The organism is Pseudomonas sp. G(2018) (genome assembly GCF_005502415.1).
Classification (GTDB): Bacteria; Pseudomonadota; Gammaproteobacteria; order Pseudomonadales; family Pseudomonadaceae; genus Aquipseudomonas.
Genome location: NZ_SCOO01000001.1, coordinates 211,115 through 237,626, shown reverse-complemented (window position 1 = coordinate 237,626; position 26,512 = coordinate 211,115). Strand labels below are relative to the sequence as shown.

The 26,512-nt window shown below is 58.0% G+C and carries 25 protein-coding genes; 14 read left to right on the top strand and 11 right to left on the bottom strand.

The features are described from left to right. Window positions 1-80 precede the first annotated feature (80 nt). Complete coding sequence (locus tag FFS64_RS01125) at window positions 81-260, top strand: PA3496 family putative envelope integrity protein (protein WP_095193083.1); 180 nt, start codon at window positions 81-83, stop codon at window positions 258-260. Between the two features lie 90 nt (window positions 261-350). Here FFS64_RS01125 and FFS64_RS01120 read toward each other — a convergent pair whose 3' ends face one another. Continuing rightward, entirely contained in the window at window positions 351-977 is a 627-nt protein-coding gene (locus tag FFS64_RS01120) for a response regulator transcription factor (RefSeq protein WP_095193082.1), read from the bottom strand. A 534-nt stretch (window positions 978-1,511) separates the two neighbouring features. Between FFS64_RS01120 and FFS64_RS01115 the strand changes: the two genes are divergently transcribed. Further along, a complete protein-coding gene (locus FFS64_RS01115) occupies window positions 1,512-2,192 on the top strand; it encodes a hypothetical protein (protein ID WP_137803876.1) in 681 nt (226 codons plus the stop codon). Window positions 2,193-2,317: 125 nt separating this feature from the next. Here FFS64_RS01115 and FFS64_RS01110 read toward each other — a convergent pair whose 3' ends face one another. Further along, window positions 2,318-3,535 carry an argininosuccinate synthase gene (locus FFS64_RS01110; protein WP_007938916.1) on the bottom strand — a complete coding sequence of 406 codons (1,218 nt, stop codon included), beginning with the start codon at window positions 3,533-3,535 and terminating at the stop codon, window positions 2,318-2,320. 129 nt (window positions 3,536-3,664) lie between these two features. Further along, the gene (locus tag FFS64_RS01105) at window positions 3,665-4,570 is read right to left on the bottom strand and encodes an OmpA family protein (RefSeq protein WP_137803875.1); all 906 of its coding nucleotides are present in this window, start codon (window positions 4,568-4,570) and stop codon (window positions 3,665-3,667) included. A 159-nt stretch (window positions 4,571-4,729) separates the two neighbouring features. On the opposite strand from FFS64_RS01105, the gene pyrC reads away from it, so the two are divergent. Both pyrC and rnt read left to right on the top strand, forming a co-directional pair. Then, complete coding sequence (pyrC, locus tag FFS64_RS01100) at window positions 4,730-5,776, top strand: dihydroorotase (protein ID WP_137803874.1); 1,047 nt, start codon at window positions 4,730-4,732, stop codon at window positions 5,774-5,776. Continuing rightward, on the top strand, window positions 5,773-6,450 hold the full coding sequence (gene rnt / locus FFS64_RS01095) for a ribonuclease T (RefSeq protein WP_095193077.1): 678 nt from the start codon (window positions 5,773-5,775) through the stop codon (window positions 6,448-6,450). The genes pyrC and rnt overlap by 4 nt, the downstream gene beginning before the upstream one ends. An 85-nt stretch (window positions 6,451-6,535) precedes the next feature. On the opposite strand, the gene FFS64_RS01090 is transcribed toward rnt, so the two are convergent. After that, window positions 6,536-7,138, bottom strand: coding sequence for a peroxiredoxin (locus FFS64_RS01090; protein WP_137803873.1), 603 nt, complete (start codon window positions 7,136-7,138; stop codon window positions 6,536-6,538). 304 nt (window positions 7,139-7,442) lie between these two features. Between FFS64_RS01090 and FFS64_RS01085 the strand changes: the two genes are divergently transcribed. Further along, window positions 7,443-7,661: a bacterioferritin-associated ferredoxin gene (locus FFS64_RS01085; protein ID WP_137803872.1), complete on the top strand. Its 219-nt coding sequence runs from the start codon at window positions 7,443-7,445 to the stop codon at window positions 7,659-7,661. A 197-nt stretch (window positions 7,662-7,858) separates the two neighbouring features. Beyond that, the gene (gene bfr / locus FFS64_RS01080) at window positions 7,859-8,335 is read left to right on the top strand and encodes a bacterioferritin (RefSeq protein ID WP_137803871.1); all 477 of its coding nucleotides are present in this window, start codon (window positions 7,859-7,861) and stop codon (window positions 8,333-8,335) included. Window positions 8,336-8,469: 134 nt separating this feature from the next. Here the strand turns inward: bfr and grxD are convergent, their stop codons facing one another. Then, on the bottom strand, window positions 8,470-8,811 hold the full coding sequence (gene grxD, locus FFS64_RS01075) for a Grx4 family monothiol glutaredoxin (RefSeq protein WP_007938922.1): 342 nt from the start codon (window positions 8,809-8,811) through the stop codon (window positions 8,470-8,472). 97 nt (window positions 8,812-8,908) lie between these two features. After that, window positions 8,909-11,017 (bottom strand): molybdopterin oxidoreductase family protein, encoded by a 2,109-nt coding sequence (locus FFS64_RS01070; protein ID WP_137803870.1) that lies wholly within the window; start codon window positions 11,015-11,017, stop codon window positions 8,909-8,911. 454 nt (window positions 11,018-11,471) lie between these two features. On the opposite strand from FFS64_RS01070, the gene argF reads away from it, so the two are divergent. Together argF and FFS64_RS01060 are read left to right on the top strand one after the other, a co-directional pair. Further along, on the top strand, window positions 11,472-12,392 hold the full coding sequence (argF, locus tag FFS64_RS01065; protein WP_137803869.1) for an ornithine carbamoyltransferase: 921 nt from the start codon (window positions 11,472-11,474) through the stop codon (window positions 12,390-12,392). Continuing rightward, window positions 12,389-13,498 (top strand): ABC transporter ATP-binding protein, encoded by a 1,110-nt coding sequence (locus FFS64_RS01060; protein WP_137803868.1) that lies wholly within the window; start codon window positions 12,389-12,391, stop codon window positions 13,496-13,498. The genes argF and FFS64_RS01060 overlap by 4 nt, the downstream gene beginning before the upstream one ends. Window positions 13,499-13,613: 115 nt before the next feature. Here FFS64_RS01060 and FFS64_RS01055 read toward each other — a convergent pair whose 3' ends face one another. Next, window positions 13,614-14,396 carry a PhzF family phenazine biosynthesis protein gene (locus FFS64_RS01055; RefSeq protein WP_137803867.1) on the bottom strand — a complete coding sequence of 261 codons (783 nt, stop codon included), beginning with the start codon at window positions 14,394-14,396 and terminating at the stop codon, window positions 13,614-13,616. Window positions 14,397-14,498: 102 nt separating this feature from the next. Beyond that, window positions 14,499-14,969 carry a Cys-tRNA(Pro) deacylase gene (ybaK, locus tag FFS64_RS01050; RefSeq protein ID WP_137803866.1) on the bottom strand — a complete coding sequence of 157 codons (471 nt, stop codon included), beginning with the start codon at window positions 14,967-14,969 and terminating at the stop codon, window positions 14,499-14,501. 359 nt (window positions 14,970-15,328) lie between these two features. Here ybaK and FFS64_RS01045 point away from each other — a divergent pair, with 359 nt between their 5' ends. From FFS64_RS01045 to glpD, 4 genes are all read left to right on the top strand, one after another. Next, on the top strand, window positions 15,329-16,180 hold the full coding sequence (locus tag FFS64_RS01045; RefSeq protein WP_137803865.1) for an MIP/aquaporin family protein: 852 nt from the start codon (window positions 15,329-15,331) through the stop codon (window positions 16,178-16,180). Window positions 16,181-16,255: 75 nt separating this feature from the next. Further along, window positions 16,256-17,761, top strand: coding sequence for a glycerol kinase GlpK (glpK, locus tag FFS64_RS01040; RefSeq protein WP_137803864.1), 1,506 nt, complete (start codon window positions 16,256-16,258; stop codon window positions 17,759-17,761). A gap of 95 nt (window positions 17,762-17,856) precedes the next feature. Beyond that, window positions 17,857-18,612: a DeoR/GlpR family transcriptional regulator gene (locus tag FFS64_RS01035; protein WP_095193067.1), complete on the top strand. Its 756-nt coding sequence runs from the start codon at window positions 17,857-17,859 to the stop codon at window positions 18,610-18,612. Between the two features lie 248 nt (window positions 18,613-18,860). Then, window positions 18,861-20,399, top strand: a complete 1,539-nt coding sequence (gene glpD / locus FFS64_RS01030) for a glycerol-3-phosphate dehydrogenase (protein WP_137803863.1) — start codon at window positions 18,861-18,863, stop codon at window positions 20,397-20,399. Between the two features lie 68 nt (window positions 20,400-20,467). Here glpD and FFS64_RS01025 read toward each other — a convergent pair whose 3' ends face one another. The 3 genes from FFS64_RS01025 to FFS64_RS01010 all read right to left on the bottom strand — a co-directional run bounded on the left by FFS64_RS01025 (window position 20,468) and on the right by FFS64_RS01010 (window position 24,170). Further along, entirely contained in the window at window positions 20,468-21,574 is a 1,107-nt protein-coding gene (locus FFS64_RS01025) for an NADH:flavin oxidoreductase/NADH oxidase (protein WP_137803862.1), read from the bottom strand. A gap of 277 nt (window positions 21,575-21,851) precedes the next feature. After that, a complete protein-coding gene (gene recJ, locus FFS64_RS01015; RefSeq protein ID WP_137803861.1) occupies window positions 21,852-23,561 on the bottom strand; it encodes a single-stranded-DNA-specific exonuclease RecJ in 1,710 nt (569 codons plus the stop codon). Window positions 23,562-23,627: 66 nt separating this feature from the next. Further along, window positions 23,628-24,170: a YaeQ family protein gene (locus tag FFS64_RS01010; RefSeq protein WP_007971297.1), complete on the bottom strand. Its 543-nt coding sequence runs from the start codon at window positions 24,168-24,170 to the stop codon at window positions 23,628-23,630. Window positions 24,171-24,318: 148 nt separating this feature from the next. Between FFS64_RS01010 and FFS64_RS01005 the strand changes: the two genes are divergently transcribed. Together FFS64_RS01005 and FFS64_RS01000 are read left to right on the top strand one after the other, a co-directional pair. Next, a complete protein-coding gene (locus tag FFS64_RS01005) occupies window positions 24,319-25,518 on the top strand; it encodes a CaiB/BaiF CoA-transferase family protein (protein WP_137803860.1) in 1,200 nt (399 codons plus the stop codon). Continuing rightward, on the top strand, window positions 25,472-26,440 hold the full coding sequence (locus FFS64_RS01000) for a TIGR02285 family protein (protein WP_137803859.1): 969 nt from the start codon (window positions 25,472-25,474) through the stop codon (window positions 26,438-26,440). Before FFS64_RS01005 ends, FFS64_RS01000 begins: the two co-directional genes overlap by 47 nt. Window positions 26,441-26,512: the final 72 nt, after the last annotated feature.

Sequence of the window (26,512 nt, the reverse complement as noted above, 5' to 3'; positions counted from 1 at the left end):
GATTGAAAAAATCTTTTTTACCCGCCGGGAGATTGTCGATATAAGGAGCCCCAAAGGCCTTCTTAGCCTGGAGTAACTAAATGAGCACTGGCAAAGAGCAATTGGACGTAGATGAAGAATTCACTGCCGTTGAGGCTGATGATGCCGAACCTGTGGTTGAAGTAGCGAAAACCAACCTGAGCAAACGGCGTACCATCGACAATCTGCTGGAGGAGCGCCGACTGCAAAAGCAATTGGCCGATTACGACTTTGACTTATGACACCTGAAAGCCTCCCGAAACGGAGGCTTTTTACTGTGTGCCGAACCGCGATAAATGCCCGTTCATCACGTATCGTCGCCCCGGATAAAATCACACTAATCCATTGCGTTGAGCCAGTTCGATCAGGTCTACCAGGGAGCGTGCATTGAGCTTCAGCAACAGGCGCGTCTTGTAAGTACTGACGGTCTTGTTGCTGAGAAACATCCCATCAGCTATCTCCTTGTTGGTCTTGCCCCTGGCCAACTGTTGCAAGACCATCATTTCCCGCCCTGACAGGCGATCCACCATATCGGCTTCACTGGCGTTCCCGAGACTGGCGCGCACGGTATGCAAAGCCTGATTGGGAAAGTAGCTGTAACCGGACAAAACCGCTTTTATCGCACTGAGTAACTCCGTGAGATCCTGCTGCTTGCAAACATACCCCGCAGCCCCCGACTGCATGCAACGCATGGAAAAGTGTCCGGGAGCCTGGGAAGTCAATATCAGCACTTTCATGGGCATTGCCGCTGATGCAAGACGCGCAATAACTTCCAGCCCGTCCAGTTTCGGTATTCCGATATCCAGAATGACAATATCCGGCATATGTTCGCGAGCAAGTTGCAATGCATCCACGCCGTTATCGGTTTCTGCAACAACTTCGTAGCCATGACGTTCCATTAGCATACGTACCGCAAGACGAATGACGGGGTGATCATCCACGATCAGCACTTTATTCATGGGCAAGTCCAATTTTCGCTGTTCGAATTTTTAGAGCCAGCACAATAGCCTAGTCGTTTCACCCATGGCATGCCGCCCCCCCCAACGACCTGCACCGAGAGACATTCCCTACAAAAATCGCGGATTAGTCCTACAAAACTCCCTCGAACACAACGCAAAAAAATTGTATCCAAGCAAACAGATTACCTCTTCCAACATCTTTCGCATCAACTCTCAACTTAAAAACAAACCCTCAACATCCAGCAAACCAAATCCGACCGGACAGTCAACATTAAACCGCAACTGACGCCAACCACTAAAACATTCACACCAGAAATATCACACATCGATTATCCACTTACTCTTACAGCAAAAAATCTCACATGAACAATCATTATCAAATCAAAAACAACAAACTAGCGACCAGCAAAATAAAACAAACAATATTTCCAACCAACACAAAGATACTGAAATCAAGTGAATGACGTAACATAACCTTCAACAAAAGGCACCAACATTTCAACCAAGAAAACACACATACGATGAGTAGCAGACATGAACAAACTAAAAAGAAGAATAACCAACCCCATGACAATAATCGCCACATTCGCAACACTTTCTGAAACATCGGCAGCTATCTCTCTGCCCTTTCTGGACAATCAGGAAAGAGAGATCTATGTCTGGTTCCTGATCAGCTTTCCTTTTTATCTATTGTTCCTTTTCTTTGCCACACTCAACTTCAATTACCGATCACTGTACTCACCTTCTGACTTTGAAAAGGATGAACACTTCCTGAAGGCCATGGACGATGTGGATGCTCAGGAAAACAACGCTTCGACAAATGACTTGCGGCCAGCCTCCTCTCCCGGCAGTGCACAGGCTCCGCCAGACGAAACAGGGTTACAGCCTCCGCTCCATATTCGCCTACCTGAATTATTGAGGGATCTGCACATCATCGATACACGCCGGATGAAAAACAAACCGGAGCTCAGCTCTTCGTTGGAGAAGATACAAAGGACACAGGAAAAGCGGCCGCGCGTAATTTTGTTTCTTACCGGTGCCGAATCGGAAAAATTACTGAATGGACGTGTACTCAAATATTTCAAACAGACAAAAAAACGCGGCAGCGCCCATTTCTGTGTGGCTTACAACTTGAGTTCGCAGGGGATGACTGTCATGGACCCCGATTGCCGACTGACACACAACGCTCAGCAGCAGGATAGGTCCGATCAGTGAGAGGCAGACGGGAAGGTATCAATCAGGCCAAACGTAAATCGTTGTATTACAAAATTCAAAAACCTCTTTCAGATTTGTGGCCCCGTCGATGACGAGGCCACAAATCCATCACAGGCTCAAACCACTCAGAACAGCTTGCGGCCTTTGTTTGCAGCAATACGCATGCGCAAGGCATTGAGCTTGATGAAGCCCGCCGCATCGGCCTGGTTGTAAGCGCCGCCATCTTCCTCGAAGGTCGCGATGTTGGCGTCGAACAGCGATTCGTCGGACTTGCGACCGGTTACGATCACGTTGCCCTTATACAGTTTCAGGCGCACAACGCCGTTCACGTGAGCCTGGGACGCATCGATCATCTGTTGCAGCATCAGACGCTCAGGACTCCACCAGTAGCCGGTGTAGATCAGGCTGGCGTACTTCGGCATCAACTCGTCTTTCAGGTGAGCCACTTCGCGGTCCAGGGTGATCGATTCGATCGCACGGTGGGCGCGCAGCATGATGGTGCCGCCAGGCGTCTCGTAGCAGCCACGGGACTTCATGCCCACGTAACGGTTCTCGACGATATCCAGACGACCGATACCGTGTTCGCCACCGATACGGTTCAAGGTCGCCAGCACGGTGGCCGGGGTCATTTCGACGCCGTCCAGGGCCACGATGTCGCCGTTGCGGTAAGTCAATTCCAGGTACTGCGGCTTGTCAGGAGCGTTCTCCGGGGAGACGGTCCAGCGCCACATGTCTTCTTCATGCTCGGTCCAGGTGTCTTCCAGCACGCCGCCTTCATAGGAGATGTGCAGCAGGTTGGCATCCATCGAGTACGGGGATTTTTTCTTGCCGTGACGCTCGATCGGGATTGCGTGCTTTTCAGCGTAATCCATCAGCTTCTCACGGGACAGAAGGTCCCATTCGCGCCACGGAGCGATCACTTTCACGCCAGGTTTCAAGGCGTAGGCGCCCAGTTCGAAACGAACCTGGTCGTTACCCTTGCCGGTGGCGCCATGGGAAATGGCGTCAGCGCCGGTTTCGTTGGCGATTTCGATCAGGCGCTTGGCGATCAGCGGACGAGCGATGGAAGTACCCAGCAGGTACTCGCCTTCGTAAACGGTGTTGGCGCGGAACATCGGGAACACGAAATCGCGCACGAACTCTTCGCGCAAGTCGTCGATGTAGATTTCTTTCACGCCCATGGCCTGTGCCTTGGCGCGTGCCGGTTCGACCTCTTCGCCCTGACCCAGGTCAGCGGTGAAGGTCACCACTTCACAGTTATAAGTATCCTGCAGCCACTTGAGGATCACCGAAGTGTCCAGGCCGCCGGAATACGCCAGAACGACCTTGTTTACGTCCGCCATGCCATCACTCCACGGGGTTCTACGGAAAGCCGAGAAGTCTACCGCTCATGCAGGATAATTTACAGTGGCGCGACAGCTTATGACGACGAAGCGACAGATTATGTCGAGAGCGCGACGATGACCAAGGAGTCAGGATGTTGCCGATGCGGCCGGCTTCGTGGCTTGAGGCGCCACTTGTTCCGGTGGTGCCCCCCGCTCCAGACGCACCGCAACCCGGCGGTTCTTCGAGCGATTGGCGTTGTTGGTATTGGGTGCCAGCGGGTAACGCTCGCCATGGAAGCGCAGGGTGATCTGCGACTCCTGGATGCCGTTCGCCTTGAAGAACTCCATGACGGCCAGGGCGCGGCGACGTGACAGGTCGCGGTTGGTCAGGCGATTGCCGCTGTTGTCGGAATGGCCGTCGAGTTCGATGTGATTGACCGTCGGATCGGCCTTCATGAATTCGAGCATCACCTGCAGCCTGGCTTTCGCGGCAGCATCCAGCTCAATGCCGCCGCCGGGGAAACCGACTTCGGACTGTTTCACCTGATCGAAATTCTGTGGCAACAGCTTGGCGACGCACCCCTGGTAGTCGGCAAATGCCTTGTTGAACTTGACCGGTAACAGGCGCACTTCCGACACCCGTCCATCGCCAGAGGAATGCCGAACCACGGGACTGCGCCCATCCATCAGGCCACTGATCAGGCGTCCGGCCTGAGCCTGTGAGCTGTTGAACAACACGTTACCGCTGCCGATTCTCACCGTACCCAGATTGATATCGCCCCGCCCCGGTTGCCAAGGCGCAGCGGCGGCCAGCAAGGTAGCCGAACCACCGCCCATCATGGCGTTGTAAGCATTCAGACGAAACGTTGCCTGCTCGCCGGCTCGACGCACGAACTGTCCCGAGCCGAAATCGGTGATCGGCTGGGTCAGTCGGCATTCAAACTTGTCGCCTTCGACCGTCCACTCAATGCTCTCCAGACGGGTCTGGAAAGTGAGCGCCATCGCGGGAAGGCTGGCAAACACACTGAGCAAGGCTAAATAACGCTGGCGCACGGGAGGCTCCACTGGCTTCTACAACAATAAGACCGACACACAGATGTTTACGGCATACCTGTTGGATATCGGAAGCTTCCTGCAAAACTTGATAGCGAGTGCCTGCAAGAGTCTTTTCCGGTAGCATTCCCCTCAGTTTGACCCGCCTGGAATCCCCTCATGTCCGACCGCCTGACCCTGCTGCGTCCCGACGACTGGCACATTCATCTTCGCGATGGTGCCGTGTTGACCAATACCGTCGCGGATGTCGCGCGCACCTTTGGTCGCGCCATCATCATGCCCAACCTGGTACCTCCGGTCCGCAATGCGGCTGAGGCCGACGGCTACCGCCAGCGGATTCTCGCTGCCCGCCCGGCCGGCAGCCGGTTCGAACCGCTGATGGTCCTGTACCTGACCGACCGCACTCAGCCTGAAGAAATTCGCGAGGCCAAGGCCAGCGGCTTTATTCATGCCGCCAAGCTCTACCCGGCCGGCGCGACCACCAATTCCGACTCTGGCGTCACCAGCATCGACAAGATCTTCCCGGCACTGGAGGCCATGGCCGAAGTCGGGATGCCCTTGCTGATTCACGGTGAAGTCACCCGTGGCGATGTCGACGTGTTCGACCGCGAAAAAATCTTCATCGATGAACACATGCGTCGCGTGGTCGAGCGTTTCCCGACACTCAAAGTGGTGTTCGAACACATCACCACCACTGACGCCGTGCAATTCGTCAACTCGGCTTCGGCCAACGTTGGCGCGACCATCACCGCGCATCACCTGCTGTACAACCGCAACCATATGTTGGTGGGCGGGATTCGGCCGCACTTCTATTGCCTGCCGATTCTCAAGCGCAACACGCATCAGGAAGCGCTGCTCGATGCCGCCACCAGCGGCAGCGAAAAATTCTTCCTCGGCACCGACTCGGCGCCCCACGCCCAGCACGCCAAGGAAGCCGCCTGCGGTTGCGCCGGCTGCTACACCGCTTTTGCGGCAATCGAGATGTATGCCGAAGCCTTCGAACAGCGCAATGCGCTGGACAAGCTCGAAGCCTTCGCCAGCCTTAACGGCCCGCGCTTCTATGGCCTGCCGGTGAACACCGATCGCATCACCCTGGTCCGCGAAGAGTGGACCGCTCCAACCAGCCTGCCGTTTGGCGAGCTGACCGTTATCCCGCTGCGCGCCGGTGAAAAACTGCGCTGGCGCCTGCTGGAGGAACACGCGTGAGTGAAGACCATTTCGACGACGAACAGGAAGGTCAAGGCGGCGGAGGCGGTCCTCGTCATCCAATGGCTGCCCGGTTCCGTGGTTACCTGCCGGTTGTCGTCGACGTAGAAACCGGTGGCTTCAACTCGGCCACTGACGCCTTGCTGGAAATCGCCGCGACTACCATCGCCATGGATGAAAAGGGCTTTGTCTACCCTGATCACACCTACTTCTTCCGGGTCGAGCCATTTGAAGGCGCGAACGTCGAAGCAGCAGCCCTGGAATTCACCGGGATCAAGCTCGATCACCCACTGCGCATGGCCGTGAGTGAAGAGTCGGCGCTGAACGATATCTTCCGCGGCGTACGCAAGGCGTTAAAAGCCAACGGTTGCAAGCGGGCGATTCTGGTCGGTCACAACAGCAGCTTCGACCTGGGCTTCCTCAACGCCGCCGTCGCGCGGCTGGACATGAAGCGCAACCCGTTTCACCCGTTCTCCAGTTTCGACACGGCCACCCTCGCCGGCCTGGCTTATGGTCAAACGGTGCTGGCCAAAGCCTGCCAGGCAGCCGACATCGACTTCGACGGTCGCGAGGCCCACTCGGCTCGCTATGACACGGAGAAGACCGCCGAGCTGTTCTGCGGCATCGTCAATCGCTGGAAACAAATGGGCGGTTGGGAAGACTTCGACGATTGATCCGTCGCACTCATCCCGCCCATAAAAAAACCGGCCTCAAGGGCCGGTTTTTTTGTACCTGCTTTTTGTAGCAGGAACGTGTGCCTTACAGCGCAGCAGCGTGTTCGGTCAGGTAAGCCGCGACGCCTTCTGGCGAAGCGTTCATGCCCTTGTCGCCTTTTTTCCAGTTCGCTGGGCAGACTTCGCCGTGTTCTTCGTGGAATTGCAGAGCGTCGACCAGACGCAGCAACTCTTCCATGTTACGACCCAGTGGCAGGTCGTTGACGATCTGCGAACGGACAACGCCTTTGTCGTCGATCAGGAACGCGCCACGGAAGGCCACGCCATCAGCGGACTGAACGTCGTAGGCTTTCATGATGTCCTGCTTGATGTCGGCAGCCATGGTGTAACGGACTTCGCCGATACCGCCATTGTTGACCGGAGTGTTGCGCCACGCGTTGTGGGTGAAATGCGAGTCGATGGACACGGCGATCACTTCAACGTTGCGTGCCTTGAACTCAGACATGCGGTTATCCAGAGCGATCAGCTCCGACGGGCAAACGAAGGTGAAGTCCAGTGGGTAGAAAAACACCAGGCCGTATTTGCCTTTGATGGCAGAGGACAGGGTGAAGCTGTCTACGATTTCGCCATTGCCGAGTACGGCCGGTACGGTGAAGTCCGGGGCTTGTTTGCCTACGAGTACGCTCATTGGATATCTCCTGGTGTAGAAACGTGAAAAACAAGGTTTGCGCCAGCCTGCCACCCTCAGGCGACAGCCCTGTGACACGAACCCGTTTCGCAAAGACCGGCCATCATACACTGCGTGTTTGGCCTGTCCTCAACGGTTTTTCCCGCTCAGGTGAAAAATACCGGAGCGGCTTTCGTTTAATACTCTCTCGAAAAACACCGTTCGTCAGACCTCGAAAAAGCTCCCTCAATGCACTTTGACAATCATTCTCGTTAACATTAAGATCCATCGCATTCGAGACATAAACGAGCGACGGTCTTCACTTATGTATGTTTGCCTCTGCACTGGCGTCACCGACGGCCAAATCCGCGATGCGATCTATGAAGGATGCTGCAGTTACAAGGAAGTCCGCCAGGCCACCGGCGTTGCCAGTCAATGTGGTAAATGTGCCTGCCTCGCCAAGGAAGTGGTCCGCGAAACCCTGACGAAATTGCAAACGACCCAGGCCGCGATTCCTTTTCCAGCAGAATTTACAGCTGCCTAAATACCGAATATCAAAGAACCGGACTGATGTCCGGTTTTTTTATGTCTGGAAATCAACTGCTTAGGCTCTAGACGCGGAACACAAACATTCTTATTCCGATTAATTTTCATTTAAGTTTCAACAACTTAGGTTTGACACTATTAATTGTGCGGCTCAAACTCTGCTTTATAGACAGTTAATACAGGGCAGGCCCCATCATGAAAGGCGACGTTACAGTCATCCAGCATCTCAACAAGATCCTTGCCAATGAGCTGGTCGCGATCAATCAATACTTTCTGCATGCCCGCATGTATGAAGATTGGGGTCTGAACAAGCTCGGCAAACACGAGTACCACGAATCCATCGACGAGATGAAGCACGCGGACAAGCTGATCAAGCGCATCCTTTTCCTTGAAGGCCTGCCGAACGTCCAGGACCTGGGCAAGCTGCACATCGGCGAACACACCAAGGAAATGATCGAGTGTGACCTGCGCATCGAGAAAACCGGCCACGCCGATCTTAAAGTCGCTATCGCGCATTGCGAGTCGGTTGGCGACTTCGGTAGCCGTGAACTGCTTGAAGATATCCTTGAGTCCGAAGAAGAACATATTGACTGGCTGGAAACTCAACTCGGCCTGATCGACAAGATTGGTATGGAGAACTATCTGCAATCGCAGATGGGCGAAGACGAATAATTTCTACGCCATTATTCTCGACGCAATAAAAAGCCCCGCTCTCTTTAAAGAGGCGGGGCTTTTTACTGGCCGGATTTCAGCATTGACCGAAATCCCTGTGGGAGCGAGCCGGCTCGCTCCCACAAAAAAGCAGATCAGGCTTCGGTTTTTGCAGCTGCAGCTTTAGCGGCTGCGTCTTTGATCAGCGCCTGCAACGAACCATCAGCGGACATCTCGGTCATGATGTCGCTACCGCCGACCAGCTCGCCAGCGACCCACAGTTGCGGGAAGGTTGGCCAGTTGGCGTATTTTGGCAGGTTGGCGCGGATTTCCGGGTTCTGCAGGATGTCCACGTACGCAAACTTTTCACCACAAGCCATCACAGCCTGCGCGGCTTTCGCGGAGAAGCCGCACTGCGGGGCATTCGGCGAGCCTTTCATGTAAAGCAGAATGGTGTTGTTGGCAATCTGCTCTTTAATCGTTTCGATGATATCCATGGAGCACCTCGGCTGAACTTTCCGACTCATGGGTCGGCACGGTGGCGCATTGTAACGGAAAGCCGAGGGCCATGCTCGGTCTCTCCGTCAGATACGATTATGCCGCCGCCACGGTCACCGGAACGCCATTCAACGCCGCATTCCCCGACAACTCATCGAGCTGACATTCATCTGTCAGGTCATTGGCACTGGACCCCGGCTGGCCACTGGCAATGGTCATTTGCACGCCCGGTCGCGCATGGCCCCAACCGTGCGGAAGGCTAACCACTCCTTTCATCATATCCAGACTGCCCAGCACTTCCACTTCAATCACCCCGACCCGCGAACTGACCCGCACTCGCTGACCGTCGCTCAGTCCGCGACTGGCCAGATCATCCGGATGCATCAACAACTGATGGCGCGGCTTGCCCTTCACCAGACGGTGATAGTTGTGCATCCACGAATTGTTGCTGCGCACATGTCGGCGACCGATCATCAACAACTCATCGGCGGCGGGTGCCTGCAATGCCGCGAAACGTGCCAGGTCGGCGAGAATCTCGGCCGGGGCGGCCTGGACATGCTGATTGGCGGTTTTCAGGCGTGGAGCCAGGTTGGGCTTGAGCGGCCCCAGATCGACGCCATGGGGATGGTCGAACAGGGTCGTCAATGACAGCTGATGCTCCGATGCATCGCCATACAGGCCCATGCGCAAGCCACGATCGATCATTTGGGCCGGGGGGATGGTCGGCTTCAAGTCCTTGCCGGTTTTCGTAGCGAATGCCTTCGCCAGCCCGACGAATATCTCCCAGTCGTGCAGCGCCCCCTGAGGCTTGGGCAGAATCGCCCGGTTGAAACGACTGACGTTGCGTACCGCGAACATATTGAATGTCGTATCGTAATGATCGTTTTCCAGCGCCGAGGTGGACGGCAGGATCAGGTCGGCGTAACGCGTGGTTTCGTTGATGTACAAGTCGACACTGACCATGAACTCAAGCCCGTCCAGCGCCTGTTCCAGCTGACGGCCGTTCGGCGTGGACAACACCGGGTTTCCCGCCACGGTGATCAGCGCGCGAACCTGCCCTTCCCCTTCGGTCAGCATCTCTTCGGCCAGCGCCGACACCGGCAGTTCGCCAGCGTACTCCGGAAGCCCGGACACCCGGCTCTGCCACAGATTGAAATGCCCACCCGACGTGGAGGCCACCAGATCCACCGCTGGCTCAGTGCACAAGGCACCCCCCACACGATCGAGGTTGCCGGTGACCAGGTTGATCAACTGCACCAGCCAATGACACAGCGTGCCGAATGCCTGGGTCGAGACACCCATGCGGCCATAGCAAACCGCGCTCGGCGCTGCGGCGAAGTCCCGCGCCAATCGGCGGATCTGTTCGGCCGGCACAGCGCATAACGGACTCATGGCCTCGGCAGTGAAATGGGCGATTGCTCTGCGCACCTCATCCAGACCATCCACCGGCAAATGACTGTCGCAGGTCAGGCCTTCAGTGAACAAGGTATTGAGCAGGCCAAACAGCAACGCTGCATCACCACCCGGGCGCACAAACAGATGCTGGTCGGCAATGGCCGCCGTTTCACTGCGACGCGGGTCGACCACCACGACTTTACCGCCCCGGGCCTGAATCGCTTTCAAGCGCTTTTCCACATCCGGCACGGTCATGATGCTGCCGTTGGACGCGAGCGGGTTGCCACCGAGAATCAGCATGAAGTCGGTGTGATCGATGTCCGGGATCGGCAGTAACAAACCGTGGCCGTACATCAAATGACTGGTCAGGTGATGGGGCAATTGGTCGACCGACGTTGCGGAAAAACGGTTGCGGGTTTTCAGCAGGCCAAGAAAGTAATTGCTGTGGGTCATCAGCCCGTAGTTGTGCACGCTGGGATTGCCTTGATAGACCGCCACCGCGTTTTGCCCGTGACGCTCCTGAATCGCAGACAGGCGTTCGGCCACAAGATTGAAAGCATCTTCCCACTCGATGGGCTGCCATTCGCTGCCCACCCGCCGCATCGGTTGATGCAGGCGATCCGGATCGTTCTGAATATCTTGCAGGGCGACAGCCTTGGGGCAAATGTGCCCGCGACTGAACGTATCCAGGGGATCGCCCTTGATCGAAGTGATCTGCACATTGCCGGCCTCGACCTCGGTGGTTTCGATGGTCAGGCCGCAGATGGCTTCACACAGGTGGCAGGCACGGTGATGGAGAGTCTTGGTCATGGCCAGTCTCTGTCTTGTTCTGGGCGGGCGATTTCGGCCGCGGGAACAAAACTATGGCGCTTGCACCGCTGCCGCGCCAGCGACGTTCGTCTTGTGAATTGACGGCCATCAGGCCAGCGGATGAGCCCGGGGGATCAGCAGCAGACAACAGGTCAGAAACCGACCGCCAGCGCGCCGCCACCGCCCCGTACGATTGCCAAGCTGCGCAGGCGCGGTGTACAAATGCTTGGCTGCCGTCCGAAAACAGGCTTCATAAGCGCTACTGCGGTTATCCCGTAGCCCCTCTGAAATCCCCTAAAAACCGTAGCCCTATTGGTAAGACGCGACATTTAATTATAAGATCGCGCCTTCCCCTATTTCGTCGCCCCGTGCGGCTTACGCCGCAGGTCTCGCCCGTTGTTCCGTTAAACAAGGCTTTGAGCATCTGCGGTTTGTAGCAAAAAGGTAGTCAATGATGAGCGCAAGGCACTTTCTCTCCCTGATGGATTGCACGCCCGAAGAGCTGGTCAGCGTGATCCGTCGAGGCGTTGAGCTCAAAGACCTGCGTAACCGCGGTGTACTGTTCGAGCCCCTGAAAAACCGCGTGCTCGGGATGATTTTCGAAAAATCCTCGACCCGCACCCGCATTTCGTTCGAAGCCGGCATGATCCAGCTTGGTGGCCAGGCGATCTTCCTGTCGCCGCGCGACACCCAACTGGGCCGGGGCGAGCCGATCAGCGATGCCGCCATCGTCATGTCGAGCATGCTTGATGCGGTGATGATCCGTACCTTTTCCCACAGCACCCTGACCGAATTCGCCGCCAATTCGCGCGTCCCGCTGATCAACGGTCTGTCCGATGATCTGCACCCGTGCCAGTTGCTGGCCGATATGCAAACGTTCCTCGAACACCGCGGCTCCATCCAGGGCAAGACCGTGGCCTGGATCGGCGATGGCAACAACATGTGCAACAGTTATATAGAAGCGGCGATCCAGTTCGACTTCCAGTTGCGCATCGCCTGCCCGGAGGGCTACGAGCCGAACCCGAAATTCGTGGCCCTGGCCGGCGATCGCGTGACCATCGTTCGCGATCCGAAAGACGCCGTGCGCGGCGCCCATCTGGTGAGTACCGACGTCTGGACCTCCATGGGCCAGGAAGAAGAAACCGCCAAGCGCCTGCAGCTGTTCGCCCCGTACCAGGTCAACCGTGCCCTGCTCGACCTGGCCGCCAGCGACGTGTTGTTCATGCATTGCCTGCCGGCCCATCGTGGCGAAGAGATCAGCGTCGACCTGCTCGACGACCCGCGCTCGGTGGCCTGGGATCAAGCTGAAAACCGTCTTCACGCACAAAAGGCCCTGCTCGAGTTTCTCGTCGAGCCGGCGTACCACCACGCATGAGCCAGCCATTACTGCTCAACCTGCGCAACCTCGCCTGCGGCTATCAAGACCAGCGCGTGGTGCAAAACCTCAACCTGCATTTGAACGCCGGCGACATCGGTTGCCTGCTGGGCTCTTCCGGCTGCGGCAAGACCACCACCCTGCGTGCCATTGCCGGTTTCGAACCGGTGCACGAAGGTGACATCCAACTGGCGGGCGAGACGATCTCCAGCGCCGGTTTCACCCTCGCACCGGAGAAACGTCGCATAGGCATGGTGTTCCAGGACTACGCACTGTTTCCGCACTTGAGCGTGGCCGACAACATCGCCTTCGGCATTCGCAAGCATCCGCAAAAGGATCGCGTCGTCGAAGAGCTGCTGGAACTGGTCAACCTGAAGAACCTCGGCAAGCGCTTCCCCCATGAGCTTTCCGGTGGTCAGCAACAACGTGTCGCCCTGGCCCGCGCCCTGGCGCCGGAACCGCAACTGTTGCTGCTGGACGAACCGTTCTCCAACCTTGATGGTGAATTGCGCCGCAAGCTCAGCCACGAAGTTCGCGACATTCTCAAGGCCCGAGGCACCAGCGCGATTCTGGTCACCCACGATCAGGAAGAAGCTTTCGCGGTCAGCGATCACGTCGGCGTGTTCAAGGAAGGCCGACTGGAACAATGGGATACGCCGTACAACCTGTACCACGAGCCGCTGACACCTTATGTGGCCAGCTTCATCGGCCAGGGCTATTTCATCCGCGGCCAGCTGAGCAGCCCGGAGTCGGTGCAGACCGAACTGGGTGAATTGCGCGGCAACCGTGCCTACACCTGGCCGGTCGGTGGCGCGGTGGATGTGCTGCTGCGTCCCGATGATATCGTTTATGCCCCAGACAGCAGCTTGAGGGCGCGGATCGTGGGCAAATCGTTCCAGGGTGCATCGACGCTGTATCGCCTGCAGATGCCGACCGGCGCACAACTGGAATCGATCTTCCCAAGCCATGCCGATCATCTGGTCGGCGCGGAGGTTGGCATTCGTGTCGCGGCGGAACATCTGGTGTTGTTTCAAGCCTCCAGCAGCATCGCCGCACAGATCCCGGTCGTGGAATCCGGTGTTCGGCGCTACAGCACCGCCAGCTGATAAGCATGGACCCAATGTGGGAGCGAGCCTGCTGGCGAAAGCGGACTGTCAGTCGAATCTTCGCCGGCTGACACATCGCCTTCGCGAGCGGGCTCGCTCGCACACTGGTCGGTTTCTAACCTGGAAAAAGAGTTCCACTGGCCACCAGCGTCGCATTCCCGCCAATTTTCACCCGATCCCCTTCCAGCCGGCAGAACAGTTCTCCACCGCGAGTCGAGCACTGGTAAGCCGTCAGGCTCGATTGGCCCAGGCGCTTGGCCCAATACGGAATCAGACTGCAATGAGTCGATCCGGTTACCGGGTCTTCATTGATGCCGATGGCCGGGGCAAAGTAGCGCGACACGAAATCCTGCTTGCTGCCCCGGGCGGTGACGATGGCACCTAGCCAAGGCAGCTTCGCCAGGGCAACCATGTCCGGCTGACAGTCGAGCACGGCCTGTTCGGATTCGAGTACCACAAACAACTCATTCGAACCCAGCACATCGACGGCTTCCACGCCAAGCGCGCGCTCGACGTCCAGGGTCACGCCCACTTCCGATGGCACGATCGCTGGAAAATCCAGCCACAGACGCCCACCCTCACGACTCACGCTCAGCGGGCCGGACTTGCAGGTGAAATCCAGGCGCTCGACGGGCTCCTTGTAGATTTCAAACAAAACATAAGCGCTGGCCAGGGTCGCGTGACCGCACAACGGCACTTCGGTGGTCGGGGTAAACCAGCGAATGTGCCAACCCTGCCCTTCACGCACGACAAAAGCCGTTTCGGCCAGATTGTGCTCGGCGGCGATTTTTTGCATCAACTCATCGGAAAGCCAGGCATCCAGCCGATAGACCATCGCCGGGTTACCACTGAACGGTCGATCGCTGAACGCGTCGACCTGATGAAACTCGAGCTGCATAACATTCTCCCTTTGTCAGGCCACCGAGCATGAAGTCGTTGAAAAAAACGCACCAGTGACAGAGCGGGCCTTTTTCCACCATACAGCGGCGCGGCTCGCCCTTCAGGCACGACCGATATCAGCGAACTTTGCCTGGGTATGTTCGGCCAGTACGGCCGGGGCCAGTTCGACTTCCAGGCCACGACGGCCGGCGCTCACAAAGATGCTGGAGAAAGGCTGGGCTGAATGATCAATAAAGGTACGCAAACGCTTTTTCTGCCCCAGCGGGCTGATGCCCCCCAACAGATAACCCGTCGAGCGTTGTGCTGCGGCCGGGTCGGCCATTTCGACTTTTTTCACTCCGGCCGCCTGGGCCAGGGCTTTCAAATCCAGACTTCCGCCCACCGGCACCACCGCCACCAGCAACTCGCCTTTTTCACTGGCTGCCAGCAGGGTCTTGAACACCTGCGCCGGGTCCAGCCCGAGCTTTTCCGCGGCCTCCAACCCATAGGACGCAGCCTTCGGGTCATGTTCATAACTGTGCACTCGGTGTTCGGCCCGAACCTTTTTCAGCAAATCCAATGCAGGTGTCATGACAGCTCCAGACATGGCGGCAGTAAAAAATACTGCGCCGGATTCTAGGACATTGATCCACAAAAGGCTCTATCGCACCGCCGTTACAAAATGTCAGGCACGTTCCATTGAGTCGATTCTGGCTGCTCGACAACGCAATCATTCATAGAACTAATAGTTACTTTGTGACCAATGGTTCACTTTCGACCTTTGACAGCAGTGTTTCTTGTCTATATTTTTTCGTTTATGAAACTGCACGAAAAGTCTTACCGCAGTGCCCAGCTGTAAACCGGGAACAGGATGGGGATCCTGCCTCGGTGAAAAACGCGCTTTGACCCTGTTGGAGCGCAAGCGTCAGACAAGAAAAAAATGAGGTTTCAATGACAACTGCTTTACAACAACCGTCGCTCTCGAGCCAATGCATGGCCGAGTTTCTGGGCACTGCGCTGCTGATCTTCTTTGGTACCGGTTGCGTTGCCGCGCTCAAGGTCGCGGGTGCCAGCTTCGGCCTGTGGGAAATAAGTATTATCTGGGGTGTCGGCGTCAGCATGGCGATCTACCTGACGGCGGGGATTTCCGGCGCTCATCTCAATCCTGCCGTCAGCATCGCGCTGAGCATTTTTGCCGACTTTGAAAAGCGCAAACTGCCGTTTTACATTTTCGCCCAGGTGGCTGGCGCCTTTTGCGGTGCCTTGCTGGTGTACACGCTGTACAGCAATCTGTTCTTCGATTTCGAACAAACTCACCATATGGTTCGCGGCACCGAAGCCAGCCTTGAATTGGCGTCGGTGTTTTCCACCTTCCCCAACCCGAGCCTGTCCACATCCCAGGCCTTTCTGGTCGAAGTCATCATCACGGCCATTCTGATGGGCGTGATCATGTCATTGACCGACGATAACAATGGTTTGCCCAATGGCCCGCTGGCGCCACTGCTGATCGGCCTGCTGATTGCGGTGATTGGCAGTTCGATGGGGCCACTGACCGGTTTCGCGATGAACCCGGCCCGTGACTTCGGTCCTAAACTGATGACTTTTTTCGCCGGTTGGGGCGACATTTCCTTCACCGGCGGACGTGATATCCCGTATTTCCTGATTCCGGTTTTTGCACCGATCGTCGGTGCCTGCCTCGGTGCCGCGGCTTATCGCGGGGTCATCGCCCGCCATCTGCCGAGCGCCGTATTAGTTACGCAGGACTCAACACCGGCCGTTGACGGCAAACCGAGAATTTCTTGATACCGTTGGCGCATGATCCTGCCAAATAGATCGCGCGTCAGACCTCACTCCCTTTTTTCGTCCAAGGCAATCGACATGACCGACACTCAGAATAAGAACTACATCATTGCCCTCGATCAGGGTACGACCAGCTCCCGCGCGATCATTTTCGACCGCGATGCGAACGTGGTTTGCACCGCACAGCGCGAATTCGCGCAGCATTACCCGCAAGCCGGTTGGGTCGAACATGACCCGATGGAAATCTTCGCCACCCAGAGCGCCGTGATGGTCGAGGCCCTGGCGCAAGCTGGCCTGCATCACGATCAGGTGGCAGCCATCGGTATCACCAACCAGCGTGAAACCACCGTGGTGTGGGACAAGAACACCGGCCGCCCGATCTACAACGCGATCGTCTGGCAGTGCCGACGCAGTACCGAAATCTGTCAGCAGCTCAAACGCGATGGCCACGAGCAGTACATCAGCGAAACCACCGGCCTGGTCACCGACCCGTATTTCTCCGGAACCAAGCTCAAGTGGATCCTCGACAACGTCGAAGGCAGTCGTGAACGCGCACGCAACGGTGAATTGCTGTTCGGCACGGTCGACAGCTGGCTGATCTGGAAATTTACCGGCGGCAAGGTGCACGTCACCGATTACACCAACGCCTCGCGCACCCTGCTCTTCAACATCCACACCCTGGAGTGGGACGCGAAGATGCTGGAGCTGCTGGACATCCCGCGGGAAATGCTGCCACAGGTGAAGTCCTCTTCGGAGATCTACGGTCACACCAAAAGCGGTATCGCCATCGGCGGTATTGCCGGCGACCAGCAGGCGGCACTCTTCGGCCAGATGTGCGTCGAAGCCGGTCAGGCCAAAAACACCTACGGCACCGGTTGCTTCCTGCTGATGAACACTGGCGACAAAGCCGTAAAATCCAACCACGGCATGCTCACCACCATCGCCTGCGGCCCCCGTGGCGAAGTGGCCTATGCGCTCGAAGGCGCGGTGTTCAATGGCGGCTCCACCGTGCAGTGGCTGCGCGATGAGTTGAAGATCATCAACGACGCCCACGACACCGAATATTTCGCCAACAAGGTCAAGGACAGCAACGGCGTGTACCTGGTCCCCGCCTTCACCGGCCTCGGTGCGCCGTACTGGGATCCGTATGCCCGCGGTGCGCTGTTCGGTCTGACCCGTGGCGTGCGCGTGGATCACATCATCCGTGCTGCACTGGAGTCGATTGCCTACCAGACCCGCGACGTACTCGATGCCATGCAGCAGGACGCCGGCGAACGCCTCAAGGCCCTGCGCGTGGATGGCGGTGCAGTCGCGAACAACTTCCTCATGCAGTTCCAGGCCGACATTCTCGGCACCCAGGTCGAGCGCCCGCAAATGCGCGAAACCACGGCGCTGGGCGCTGCTTATCTGGCGGGCCTGGCCTGCGGTTTCTGGGGCAGCCTGGAAGAGTTGCGCGGCAAGGCCGTGATCGAGCGCCAGTTCGAACCGACACTGGACGAAACGGCGAAGGAAAAACTCTACGCCGGCTGGAAAAAAGCCGTCAGCCGCACCCGCGACTGGGAGCCACAGGAAGGGGCTGAATAAGCCACAACTCAGACTGGAATCTGCATGTAACTGGCAGGGAGAGGATTCGTGCGGCATCATGGGCAAATTTTGCACGGCAGCCCAAAGGACGCCCCATGAATCTGCCTCCCCGTCAGCAGCAAATCCTCGAACTGGTCCGCGAGCGCGGCTATGTCAGCATCGAGGAAATGGCCACGCTGTTCGTCGTTACTCCGCAAACCATCCGCCGCGATATCAATCAACTGGCGGAAGCCAATCTGCTGCGTCGCTACCACGGCGGCGCCGCTTACGATTCCAGTGTCGAAAACACCGCCTACGCCATGCGCGCCGATCAGATGCGTGATGAGAAGCAACGGATCGGCGAAGCCATTGCGGCGCAGATTCCCGATCACGCCTCACTGTTCATCAACATCGGCACCACCACCGAATCCATCGCCCGAGCATTGCTCAATCACAGCCATCTGAAGATCATCACCAACAACCTGCACGTGGCCTCGATGCTCAGCGCCAAGGACGATTTCGACGTTCTGCTGACCGGCGGCAACGTGCGACGCGATGGTGGCGTGGTCGGTCAGGCCAGTGTCGACTTCATCAATCAGTTCAAGGTCGACTTCGCCCTGGTCGGCATCAGCGGCATCGATGAAGACGGCAGCCTGCTGGATTTCGATTATCAGGAAGTGCGGGTGTCCCAGGCGATCATCGCCAACGCCCGCAAAGTGATCCTCGCCGCCGACTCCAGCAAGTTCGGGCGTAACGCCATGATCCGATTGGGGCCGATCAGCCTGATCGATTGCCTGGTCACCGATCAACAGCCCGTGCCAGCGCTCACACAGCTATTGAATCAGCACAAGATTCGGCTGGAAGTCGTCTAATCCTGCCATTGTTCGGCGCCTGTACCGGCGCCTTCGACTTGCCCGCGAAGGCGTCCTCACAGACAGCACCTTTCCTGCGTACCATCACGCACTCGATGTTCGAATATTTTCCTTTAATCGCCCTTCGATGAGTTTTTTCAATCGAAGCCGACTGGCTGTGCGCGTCTTTATGGGCTAATATTTTCGCAAATGAACATCAATGTTCGAATTCAAATACAGAAAATCAAAGAACTCCGAGGCCTTAGCCGATGCCCACTTCTACCTTGCCTACGCCCCCTCTTGCCGAGGTCTACGATATCGCCGTCATCGGTGGCGGCATCAATGGCGTGGGGATCGCAGCGGATGCCGCCGGCCGCGGACTCTCGGTGTTCCTTTGCGAAAAGGATGATCTGGCCAGCCACACTTCTTCGGCCAGCAGCAAGCTGATTCACGGCGGTCTGCGCTACCTCGAACACTACGAGTTCCGCCTGGTGCGCGAGGCTCTGGCCGAGCGCGAGGTGCTGCTGACCAAGGCACCGCACATCGTCAAGCAAATGCGCTTCGTGCTGCCGCATCGCCCGCACCTGCGTCCGGCCTGGATGATCCGCGCCGGCCTGTTCCTGTATGACAACCTCGGCAAACGGGAACAACTCAAAGGTTCGAAAAGCCTGAAGTTCGGCCCGGACAGCGCCCTGAAAAGCGAAATCACCAAAGGCTTCGAATACTCCGACTGCTGGGTCGACGATGCACGCCTGGTGGTGTTGAACGCCATGGCTGCCCGGGAAAAAGGCGCTCACGTCCACACCCAGACCCGCTGTGTCAGCGCACGTCGCACCAAAGGCCTGTGGCACCTGCACCTGGAGCGTGCCGATGGCAGTCTGTTTTCGATCCGCGCCAAGGCACTGGTGAATGCGGCCGGCCCTTGGGTCGCCAAGTTCATTCGTGATGACCTGAAAATGGAATCGCCCTACGGCATCCGCCTGATCCAGGGCAGCCACCTGATCGTGCCAAAGCTATACGAAGGCGAGCACGCGCACATTCTGCAAAACGAAGATCAGCGCATCGTGTTCACCATTCCGTACCTGAACCACTTCACCCTGATCGGCACCACCGACCGCGAGTACACCGGCGATCCGGCCAAAGTGGCGATCACCGAAGGCGAAACTGATTATCTGCTGAAAGTGGTCAATGCCCACTTCAAAAAGCAGATCAGCCGAGACGACATCCTGCACAGCTATTCCGGTGTGCGTCCGCTGTGCAACGACGAGTCCGACAACCCGTCGGCCGTCACCCGCGATTACACCCTGGCGCTGTCGGGCAGCGGTGAGGAAGCGCCGCTGCTGTCGGTGTTCGGCGGCAAGCTGACCACCTACCGCAAGCTGGCCGAGTCGGCGTTGGCGCAACTGGCGTCCTACTTCCCACACATCAAGTCGAGCTGGACGGCCAATGAAACCCTGCCGGGCGGCGAAGGCATGACCACCCCGCAAGCGCTGAGCTCGCAGATCCGCGACAAGTACGACTGGATTCCGACCGAGATCTCGCGCCGCTGGGCCACCACCTACGGCAGCCGGACCTGGCGCATGCTCGAAGGCGTACAAAACCTGAGCGATCTGGGCGAGCACATCGGCGGCGGTCTCTATACCCGCGAAGTCGATTACCTGTGCAGCGAAGAGTGGGCCACCACCGCCCACGACATCCTCTGGCGTCGCAGCAAGCTTGGCTTGTTCACCACCGCCGCAGAGCAGGACAAGCTCAAGGATTACCTGAACAAGGTCGAGCAGAACCGCAGCAAGATCGAAGCGGCCTGATCGGATATCCGAAAAAACAAAAGCCCCTGAACCTCACGATTCAGGGGCTTTTTTTGCGCTGTTTTTAATCAGTCACGTAAATCCGATTCATGAATAGGCTGTTCACGATGGGTCGCCCGTTGGTATTGCGCGGGCCAGACGGCCTTGTGCCCACCGAGGTCGTCATCCGCATGCAGCGGCCAGTACGGATCGCGCAACAATTCCCGGGCCAGGAAAATGATGTCTGCCTGACAGGTGCGCAGAATGTGCTCAGCCTGCGCCGGTTCGGTAATCATTCCTACGGTGCCGGTAGCAAGCCCTGCTTCTTTGCGTACACGCTCAGCGAAGCGGGTCTGATAGCCAGGCCCTGTCGGAATTTCCGCATTGACCGCCGTACCGCCCGACGAGACGTCGATCAGGTCCACACCCAGGGACTTGAGCCGCCGCGCCAGCTCCACGGTTTCGTCGGGATTCCAGCCATCCTCCACCCAATCGGTGGCCGAAACCCGGACAAACAACGGCAGCTCTTCAGGCCACACCGCGCGCACCGCTTCGGTGACCTGCAAAACCAGACGAATGCGATTTTCGAATGAACCGCCGTACTGGTCACGCCGCTGATTACTCAGGGGCGAAAGAAACTGGTGCAGCAGATAGCCATGAGCCGCGTGCACTTCGACCACTTTGAATCCGGCAATGAGTGCACGATTGGCCGCATCGACGAAGGCCTGAATAATGTCGGCTATCTCGCGCTCTTCGAGCTGCTTGGGCTTTGTGTGTTCAGGGTCGAAAGCGATCGGTGACGGGCCGACCGGTACCCAGCCGCCGTCTGCGGGTTTCACACTGCCATGTGTGCCCAGCCAGGGCCGATAGGTACTGGCCTTGCGTCCCGCATGGGCCAGCTGGATACCCGCAACGGCGCCCTGAGCGGCAATGAAGCGGGTGATGCGTTGCAGCGGTTCGATCTGTTCATCGTTCCACAAACCAAGGTCTTGCGCGGTGATGCGCCCGTCGGCGGTGACCGCCGTGGCTTCAGTAAATACCAGCCCCGCCCCGCCGATGGCACGGCTGCCGAGGTGGACCAGGTGCCAGTCATTGGCCAGGCCATCGACGCTGGAATACTGGCACATCGGCGATACCGCGATACGGTTGAGCAGGGTCAGTTGGCGAAGGGTATAGGGTTCAAGCAGCAGACTCATGGGGCACCTCTCGAATCAGTGGGCAGGCTCCAGGGTTCTGTTTGAAAGTCGACGAGTGACAGGAAAAAGGTACAGCACCCGCCCCCGCGGGCAAAAAATTCGACAAGACGTCACAAGGAAAATCAAGCAGTGATTAGAGCCTAGTCGACAACGGGGGATGTCGCCCCCTGTAGGAGCGAGCTTGCTCGCGATGGTCGTGAACGATAACCCTGGAGACCTGATGCCCCACGGTGTCCTGTCGTCCATCGCGAGCGAGCTCGCTCCTACAAGAATCGGGTCAACGCGGTTCGATGTGGGCAATCATCAGCTGAACGGTTTCGTTACCGCGGAATTCGTTGACGTCGAGTTTGTAGGCCAACTCCACCCACTTGATGGTCGGATTGGGCCAGATGTCACGGTCGATACCAAAGGCAATGCCATCAAGCTTGACCGAGCCACATTCACTTCTGAGTACCACTTTGAGGTGCCGTTCACCCACCACCCGTTGCTCGACCAACTGAAACACTCCGTGAAACAGCGGTTCCGGGAAGTGCTGCCCCCAGGGTCCTGCATGACGCAGGGCACGGGCCAGTTCCAGGTGAAACTCCTCGACGGCGAGGGTGCCGTCCGAGAGCAGGCGTCCGGTCAGGTCTTCTTCGCGCAATTGGCGACGCACTTCAGCATCGAAGGCTTCGGCGAACAACGGAAAATTCGCTTCCGGTAACGTCAGGCCAGCGGCCATGGCATGGCCACCGTACTTGGTGATCAGGTTCGGATGCTGCGCCGCCACCACGCTCAGGGCATCGCGAATATGAAAGCCCTGGACCGAGCGCCCCGAGCCCTTGAGCAAGCCGTCGCCTGCATCGGCAAAGGCGATGGTCGGACGGAAGTAACGCTCTTTCATACGTGATGCCAGGATTCCGATGACACCCTGATGCCACTCGGGATCGAACAGGCACAAACCGAACGGCATCGATTCCACCGGTAAATCCTTGAGCTGGGCCAGCGCTTCGCGCTGCATGCCCTGCTCGATGGATTTGCGGTCCTGGTTCATGCCGTCCAGCTGTGCGGCCATTTCCCGTGCCAAACCGGCATCTTCGGTGAGCAGGCATTCGATGCCCAGGCTCATGTCATCCAGGCGCCCCGCTGCATTGAGGCGCGGGCCGACGATGAACCCCAGGTCCGTCGAGGTGATGCGCGCATGATCACGCTTGGCCACTTCGAGAATCGCCTTGATCCCCGGCCGGGCACGTCCGGCACGAATCCGTTCCAGGCCCTGATGCACCAGAATCCGGTTATTGGCATCCAGCGGCACTACGTCGGCGACACTACCCAGGGCCACCAGATCGAGCAATTCGCCAATGTTCGGCTGCGGCCTGGTTTCGTACCAGCCCAGGCTGCGCAATCGCGCGCGCAGGGCCATCAACACATAGAAAATCACCCCGACGCCGGCCAGTGCCTTGCTTGGGAAGCCGCAACCCGGCTGGTTCGGATTGACGATGGCATCGGCCAACGGCAGTTCATCACCGGGCAAGTGGTGGTCGGTGACCAACACGTTGAGCCCGGCCTTCTTCGCCGCCGCCACGCCTTCGACGCTGGAAATGCCGTTGTCCACCGTGATCAACAACTGTGGCTGGCGCTCCAGCGCCACCGCGACGATTTCCGGGGTCAGGCCGTAGCCGTAGTCGAACCGATTGGGCACCAGGTAATCGACGTGCGCGGCACCCAGCAGGCGTAAGCCCAGCGTACCCACGGTACTGGCCGTGGCGCCGTCGGCGTCGAAGTCGCCGACGATCAGGATCCGCTGCCGCTGGTCCAGCGCCACCACCAACAAATCTACGGCTGCATCGATGCCCTTAAGCTGCTGGAACGGAATCAACCGCGCCAGGCTCTTGTCCAGCTCGGCTTCGGACTGTACGCCCCGCGCCGCGTATAACCGGGTCAGCAGCGGCGGAATATCACCGAGCAATGGCAGGGTGTCGGGCAACAGGCGAGGTTCGATGCGCATGGGGTAACGGGGGCTTCTCTCAAGTACACAGGATTAAATCGGTTGACGCGTGCTGGCTGCAAACAATCAGCCGCGTTCGCCGGCCAGCCATTGCAACTGGACTTCGTGCTGGCCACGGTCATCGGTGACGAAAATCGTCCCTTCGCTGATCATCACGTCCCACTTGATGACGCGGGGCATGTCTTTGGCCAGGGTTTCCAGGACTTCCTGAGGCACGGCGGCAATATTGACGTTTTTCAGGTTTTTCACCGCCGGCACCACTTTGCCTTCCCAGACACGCAGGCTGCCGTAAGCCAGCAGGCTGGTGCGTTCGGTGCGACGCGAACACCAGGTCAGGCGTTCGGCATCCGGCTGACCGACTTCGATCCAGTGCAGCACACGGTCATCCAGGCTTTTTTCCCACAAGGCTGGCTCATCCACTTCTGACAGACCACGGCCAAAAGACAGCTGCTCGTTGTACCAGAGGGCGTAGGCCAACAGGCGCACGGTCATGCGCTCTTCGGTTTCAGAAGGGTGACGGGCGATGGTCTGCTTGACGCTCTCGTAGACACTGCGGTCGAGGTCGGTGAGATTCAATTCAAACTTGTAGGTCGTGGACGGCTGGGCCATGAACGGGCTTCTTGATACGTGGAAAGGCGGCAAGTCTAACCGATGCGACAGGCAATCATCGAATTGATGGCGATCTACCTTGAGCGCCTGACAGTCGGCTATGTTAAAAGTCTGTATTCGCCAAGTCTCTCGTCCTACAGGATCCCGTATGCCGTTCACCACTAAACCGCTCTCAGGTCTGAAAGTCATTGAGTTGGGCACCTTGATTGCCGGCCCGTTTGCCTCGCGTATCTGCGCTGAATTCGGTGCCGAGGTGATCAAGATCGAATCCCCGGACGGTGGTGATCCGCTGCGCAAATGGCGCAAGTTGTATGAAGGCACTTCGCTGTGGTGGTTTGTGCAGGCCCGTAACAAAAAGTCGCTGACCCTGAACCTGAAACATCCGGACGGTCTGGCGATTCTGAAAAAACTGCTGAGCGAAGCAGACATCCTGATCGAGAATTTCCGCCCCGGCGTCCTGGAAAAACTCGGCCTGGGCTGGGACACCTTGCATGCACTGAATCCGAAACTGGTGATGGTGCGGCTCTCGGGCTTCGGCCAGACCGGCCCTATGAAAGATCAGCCAGGATTTGGCGCGGTCGGTGAGTCCATGGGCGGCCTGCGCTACATCACCGGGTTCGAAGACCGGCCACCGGTGCGCACCGGGATTTCCATCGGCGACTCGATTGCCGCGCTCTGGGGTGTGATCGGCGCGCTGATGGCCCTGCGTCACCGCGAGGTGAATGGCGGACAGGGGCAAGTGGTGGACGTGGCGCTGTATGAAGCGATCTTCGCCATGATGGAAAGCATGGTTCCGGAGTTCGATGTGTTCGGTTTCATCCGCGAACGCACCGGCAACATCATGCCCGGCATCACCCCCTCCTCGATCCACACCAGTGCCGATGGCAAACACGTGCAGATCGGCGCCAACGGCGATGCAATCTTCAAACGCTTCATGCTGGTGATTGGCCGCGAAGACCTGGCCAATGACCCGATGCTGGCCAGCAACGACGGCCGCGACGGTCGCCGTGACGAGCTCTACGGGGTCATCGATCGCTGGGTCAACTCGCTACCGCTGGACACGGTCCTTGAGCACCTGAATCAAGCTGACGTGCCCGCCAGCCGGATCTTCAGCGCCGAAGACATGTTCAGCGATCCGCAATACCTCGCCCGGGAAATGTTTCTGCAGGCCAAGCTGCCCGATGGCAAAGACTTCAAGATGCCGGGGATCGTGCCGAAACTCTCTGAGACACCCGGTGATTGTGAATGGGTCGGGCCGCAACTGGGCGAGCATAACGCCCAGGTACTCCAGGAACTTGGCTATGACGCGTCGCAGATCACACAGCTGCGCAAAGACGGAGCCATCTGAGCTGAAACGTCTGCGTGCGCGCCCCTTCAACTATCGCCTGTTGCGTTACGGGCGGGTTTTGTGCGCGTTTGCAGGCCTGTTGTTGATCACTGTTCTGGCCATGCCTGCGCTGGCGCAATCCAAGGAATCCCTGCTCTGGCTCAAGCGGGATCTGCCGCCACTGTTCATTTTCGACGGACCGAAAAAAGGCCAGGGGGTCATCGATCAACTGTTGTCACGGTTGATTGCTGGTATGCCCAAGTACCAGCACAGCGTGATGAAGGTTAATCGTGCTCGCGGCTTGCAGATGCTTCACGAGCCATCCCTTGTCTGCGACGCAGCGCTGAATTGGAGCAAGGAGCGCGAAAGCTGGATTGCATTTTCCATCCCGGTCTTCCGTGCAATGAGCAATGGCCTGGCGGTGAAACGCGTTGATCGGGAGGTGCTGACCCCGTTCATCAAAGATGGCGAGGTGGACCTGGCGGCGCTGCTGGCCACTGGCAGCGTTAGCCTGGGCATTGTTGCCGAACGCAACTATGGCGACTTCCTTGACGCACTCATCAAACAAGCCCCCCCAAAAGCCCTGACGCTTCACTACGGCAACGACGCCTTGGGCAGCCTGTTGCAGATGCAACGCCTTGGGCGCTTGCAGTTGCTGTTGGGCTATCGTCCGGAGATCCGCTACCAGGCCGAACAGCAAGGGATTGCGGAGGATGAATTGCAGTTCTATCCGATTCGCGGCACGGGCAAATACCTGTCCGGCTATATCGGCTGCACCGACACCCCCCAAGGCCGGCAGGCAATCATCGAAATCAACCAGCTGCTGCGCACCCTGCCCCGCGACCACCTGAGCGAGGCCTACGCCGCCTGGCTCGACCCGGAAAGTCGCAGCGAGTACCTGGAAGCCTCCAGGCAATTTTTCGAACAGCAGGCCGGGCAATGAAAAAGCCCAGGCAAAAAGAAACCCCGAGAAGTGGGGAGACGACTCGGGGTTAAACGTGGCCTACATAAAGAC

Coding starts and splice junctions, on each gene's coding strand:
- FFS64_RS01125 (WP_095193083.1), top strand. CDS start 81: ATGAGCACTGGCAAAGAGCAATTGGACGTAGATGAAGAATTCACTGCC.
- FFS64_RS01120 (WP_095193082.1), bottom strand. CDS start 977: ATGAATAAAGTGCTGATCGTGGATGATCACCCCGTCATTCGTCTTGCG.
- FFS64_RS01115 (WP_137803876.1), top strand. CDS start 1,512: ATGAACAAACTAAAAAGAAGAATAACCAACCCCATGACAATAATCGCC.
- FFS64_RS01110 (WP_007938916.1), bottom strand. CDS start 3,535: ATGGCGGACGTAAACAAGGTCGTTCTGGCGTATTCCGGCGGCCTGGAC.
- pyrC (WP_137803874.1), top strand. CDS start 4,730: ATGTCCGACCGCCTGACCCTGCTGCGTCCCGACGACTGGCACATTCAT.
- FFS64_RS01090 (WP_137803873.1), bottom strand. CDS start 7,138: ATGAGCGTACTCGTAGGCAAACAAGCCCCGGACTTCACCGTACCGGCC.
- FFS64_RS01085 (WP_137803872.1), top strand. CDS start 7,443: ATGTATGTTTGCCTCTGCACTGGCGTCACCGACGGCCAAATCCGCGAT.
- bfr (WP_137803871.1), top strand. CDS start 7,859: ATGAAAGGCGACGTTACAGTCATCCAGCATCTCAACAAGATCCTTGCC.
- grxD (WP_007938922.1), bottom strand. CDS start 8,811: ATGGATATCATCGAAACGATTAAAGAGCAGATTGCCAACAACACCATT.
- FFS64_RS01070 (WP_137803870.1), bottom strand. CDS start 11,017: ATGACCAAGACTCTCCATCACCGTGCCTGCCACCTGTGTGAAGCCATC.
- argF (WP_137803869.1), top strand. CDS start 11,472: ATGAGCGCAAGGCACTTTCTCTCCCTGATGGATTGCACGCCCGAAGAG.
- FFS64_RS01060 (WP_137803868.1), top strand. CDS start 12,389: ATGAGCCAGCCATTACTGCTCAACCTGCGCAACCTCGCCTGCGGCTAT.
- FFS64_RS01055 (WP_137803867.1), bottom strand. CDS start 14,396: ATGCAGCTCGAGTTTCATCAGGTCGACGCGTTCAGCGATCGACCGTTC.
- ybaK (WP_137803866.1), bottom strand. CDS start 14,969: ATGACACCTGCATTGGATTTGCTGAAAAAGGTTCGGGCCGAACACCGA.
- FFS64_RS01045 (WP_137803865.1), top strand. CDS start 15,329: ATGACAACTGCTTTACAACAACCGTCGCTCTCGAGCCAATGCATGGCC.
- glpK (WP_137803864.1), top strand. CDS start 16,256: ATGACCGACACTCAGAATAAGAACTACATCATTGCCCTCGATCAGGGT.
- FFS64_RS01035 (WP_095193067.1), top strand. CDS start 17,857: ATGAATCTGCCTCCCCGTCAGCAGCAAATCCTCGAACTGGTCCGCGAG.
- glpD (WP_137803863.1), top strand. CDS start 18,861: ATGCCCACTTCTACCTTGCCTACGCCCCCTCTTGCCGAGGTCTACGAT.
- FFS64_RS01025 (WP_137803862.1), bottom strand. CDS start 21,574: ATGAGTCTGCTGCTTGAACCCTATACCCTTCGCCAACTGACCCTGCTC.
- recJ (WP_137803861.1), bottom strand. CDS start 23,561: ATGCGCATCGAACCTCGCCTGTTGCCCGACACCCTGCCATTGCTCGGT.
- FFS64_RS01010 (WP_007971297.1), bottom strand. CDS start 24,170: ATGGCCCAGCCGTCCACGACCTACAAGTTTGAATTGAATCTCACCGAC.
- FFS64_RS01005 (WP_137803860.1), top strand. CDS start 24,319: ATGCCGTTCACCACTAAACCGCTCTCAGGTCTGAAAGTCATTGAGTTG.
- FFS64_RS01000 (WP_137803859.1), top strand. CDS start 25,472: ATGACGCGTCGCAGATCACACAGCTGCGCAAAGACGGAGCCATCTGAG.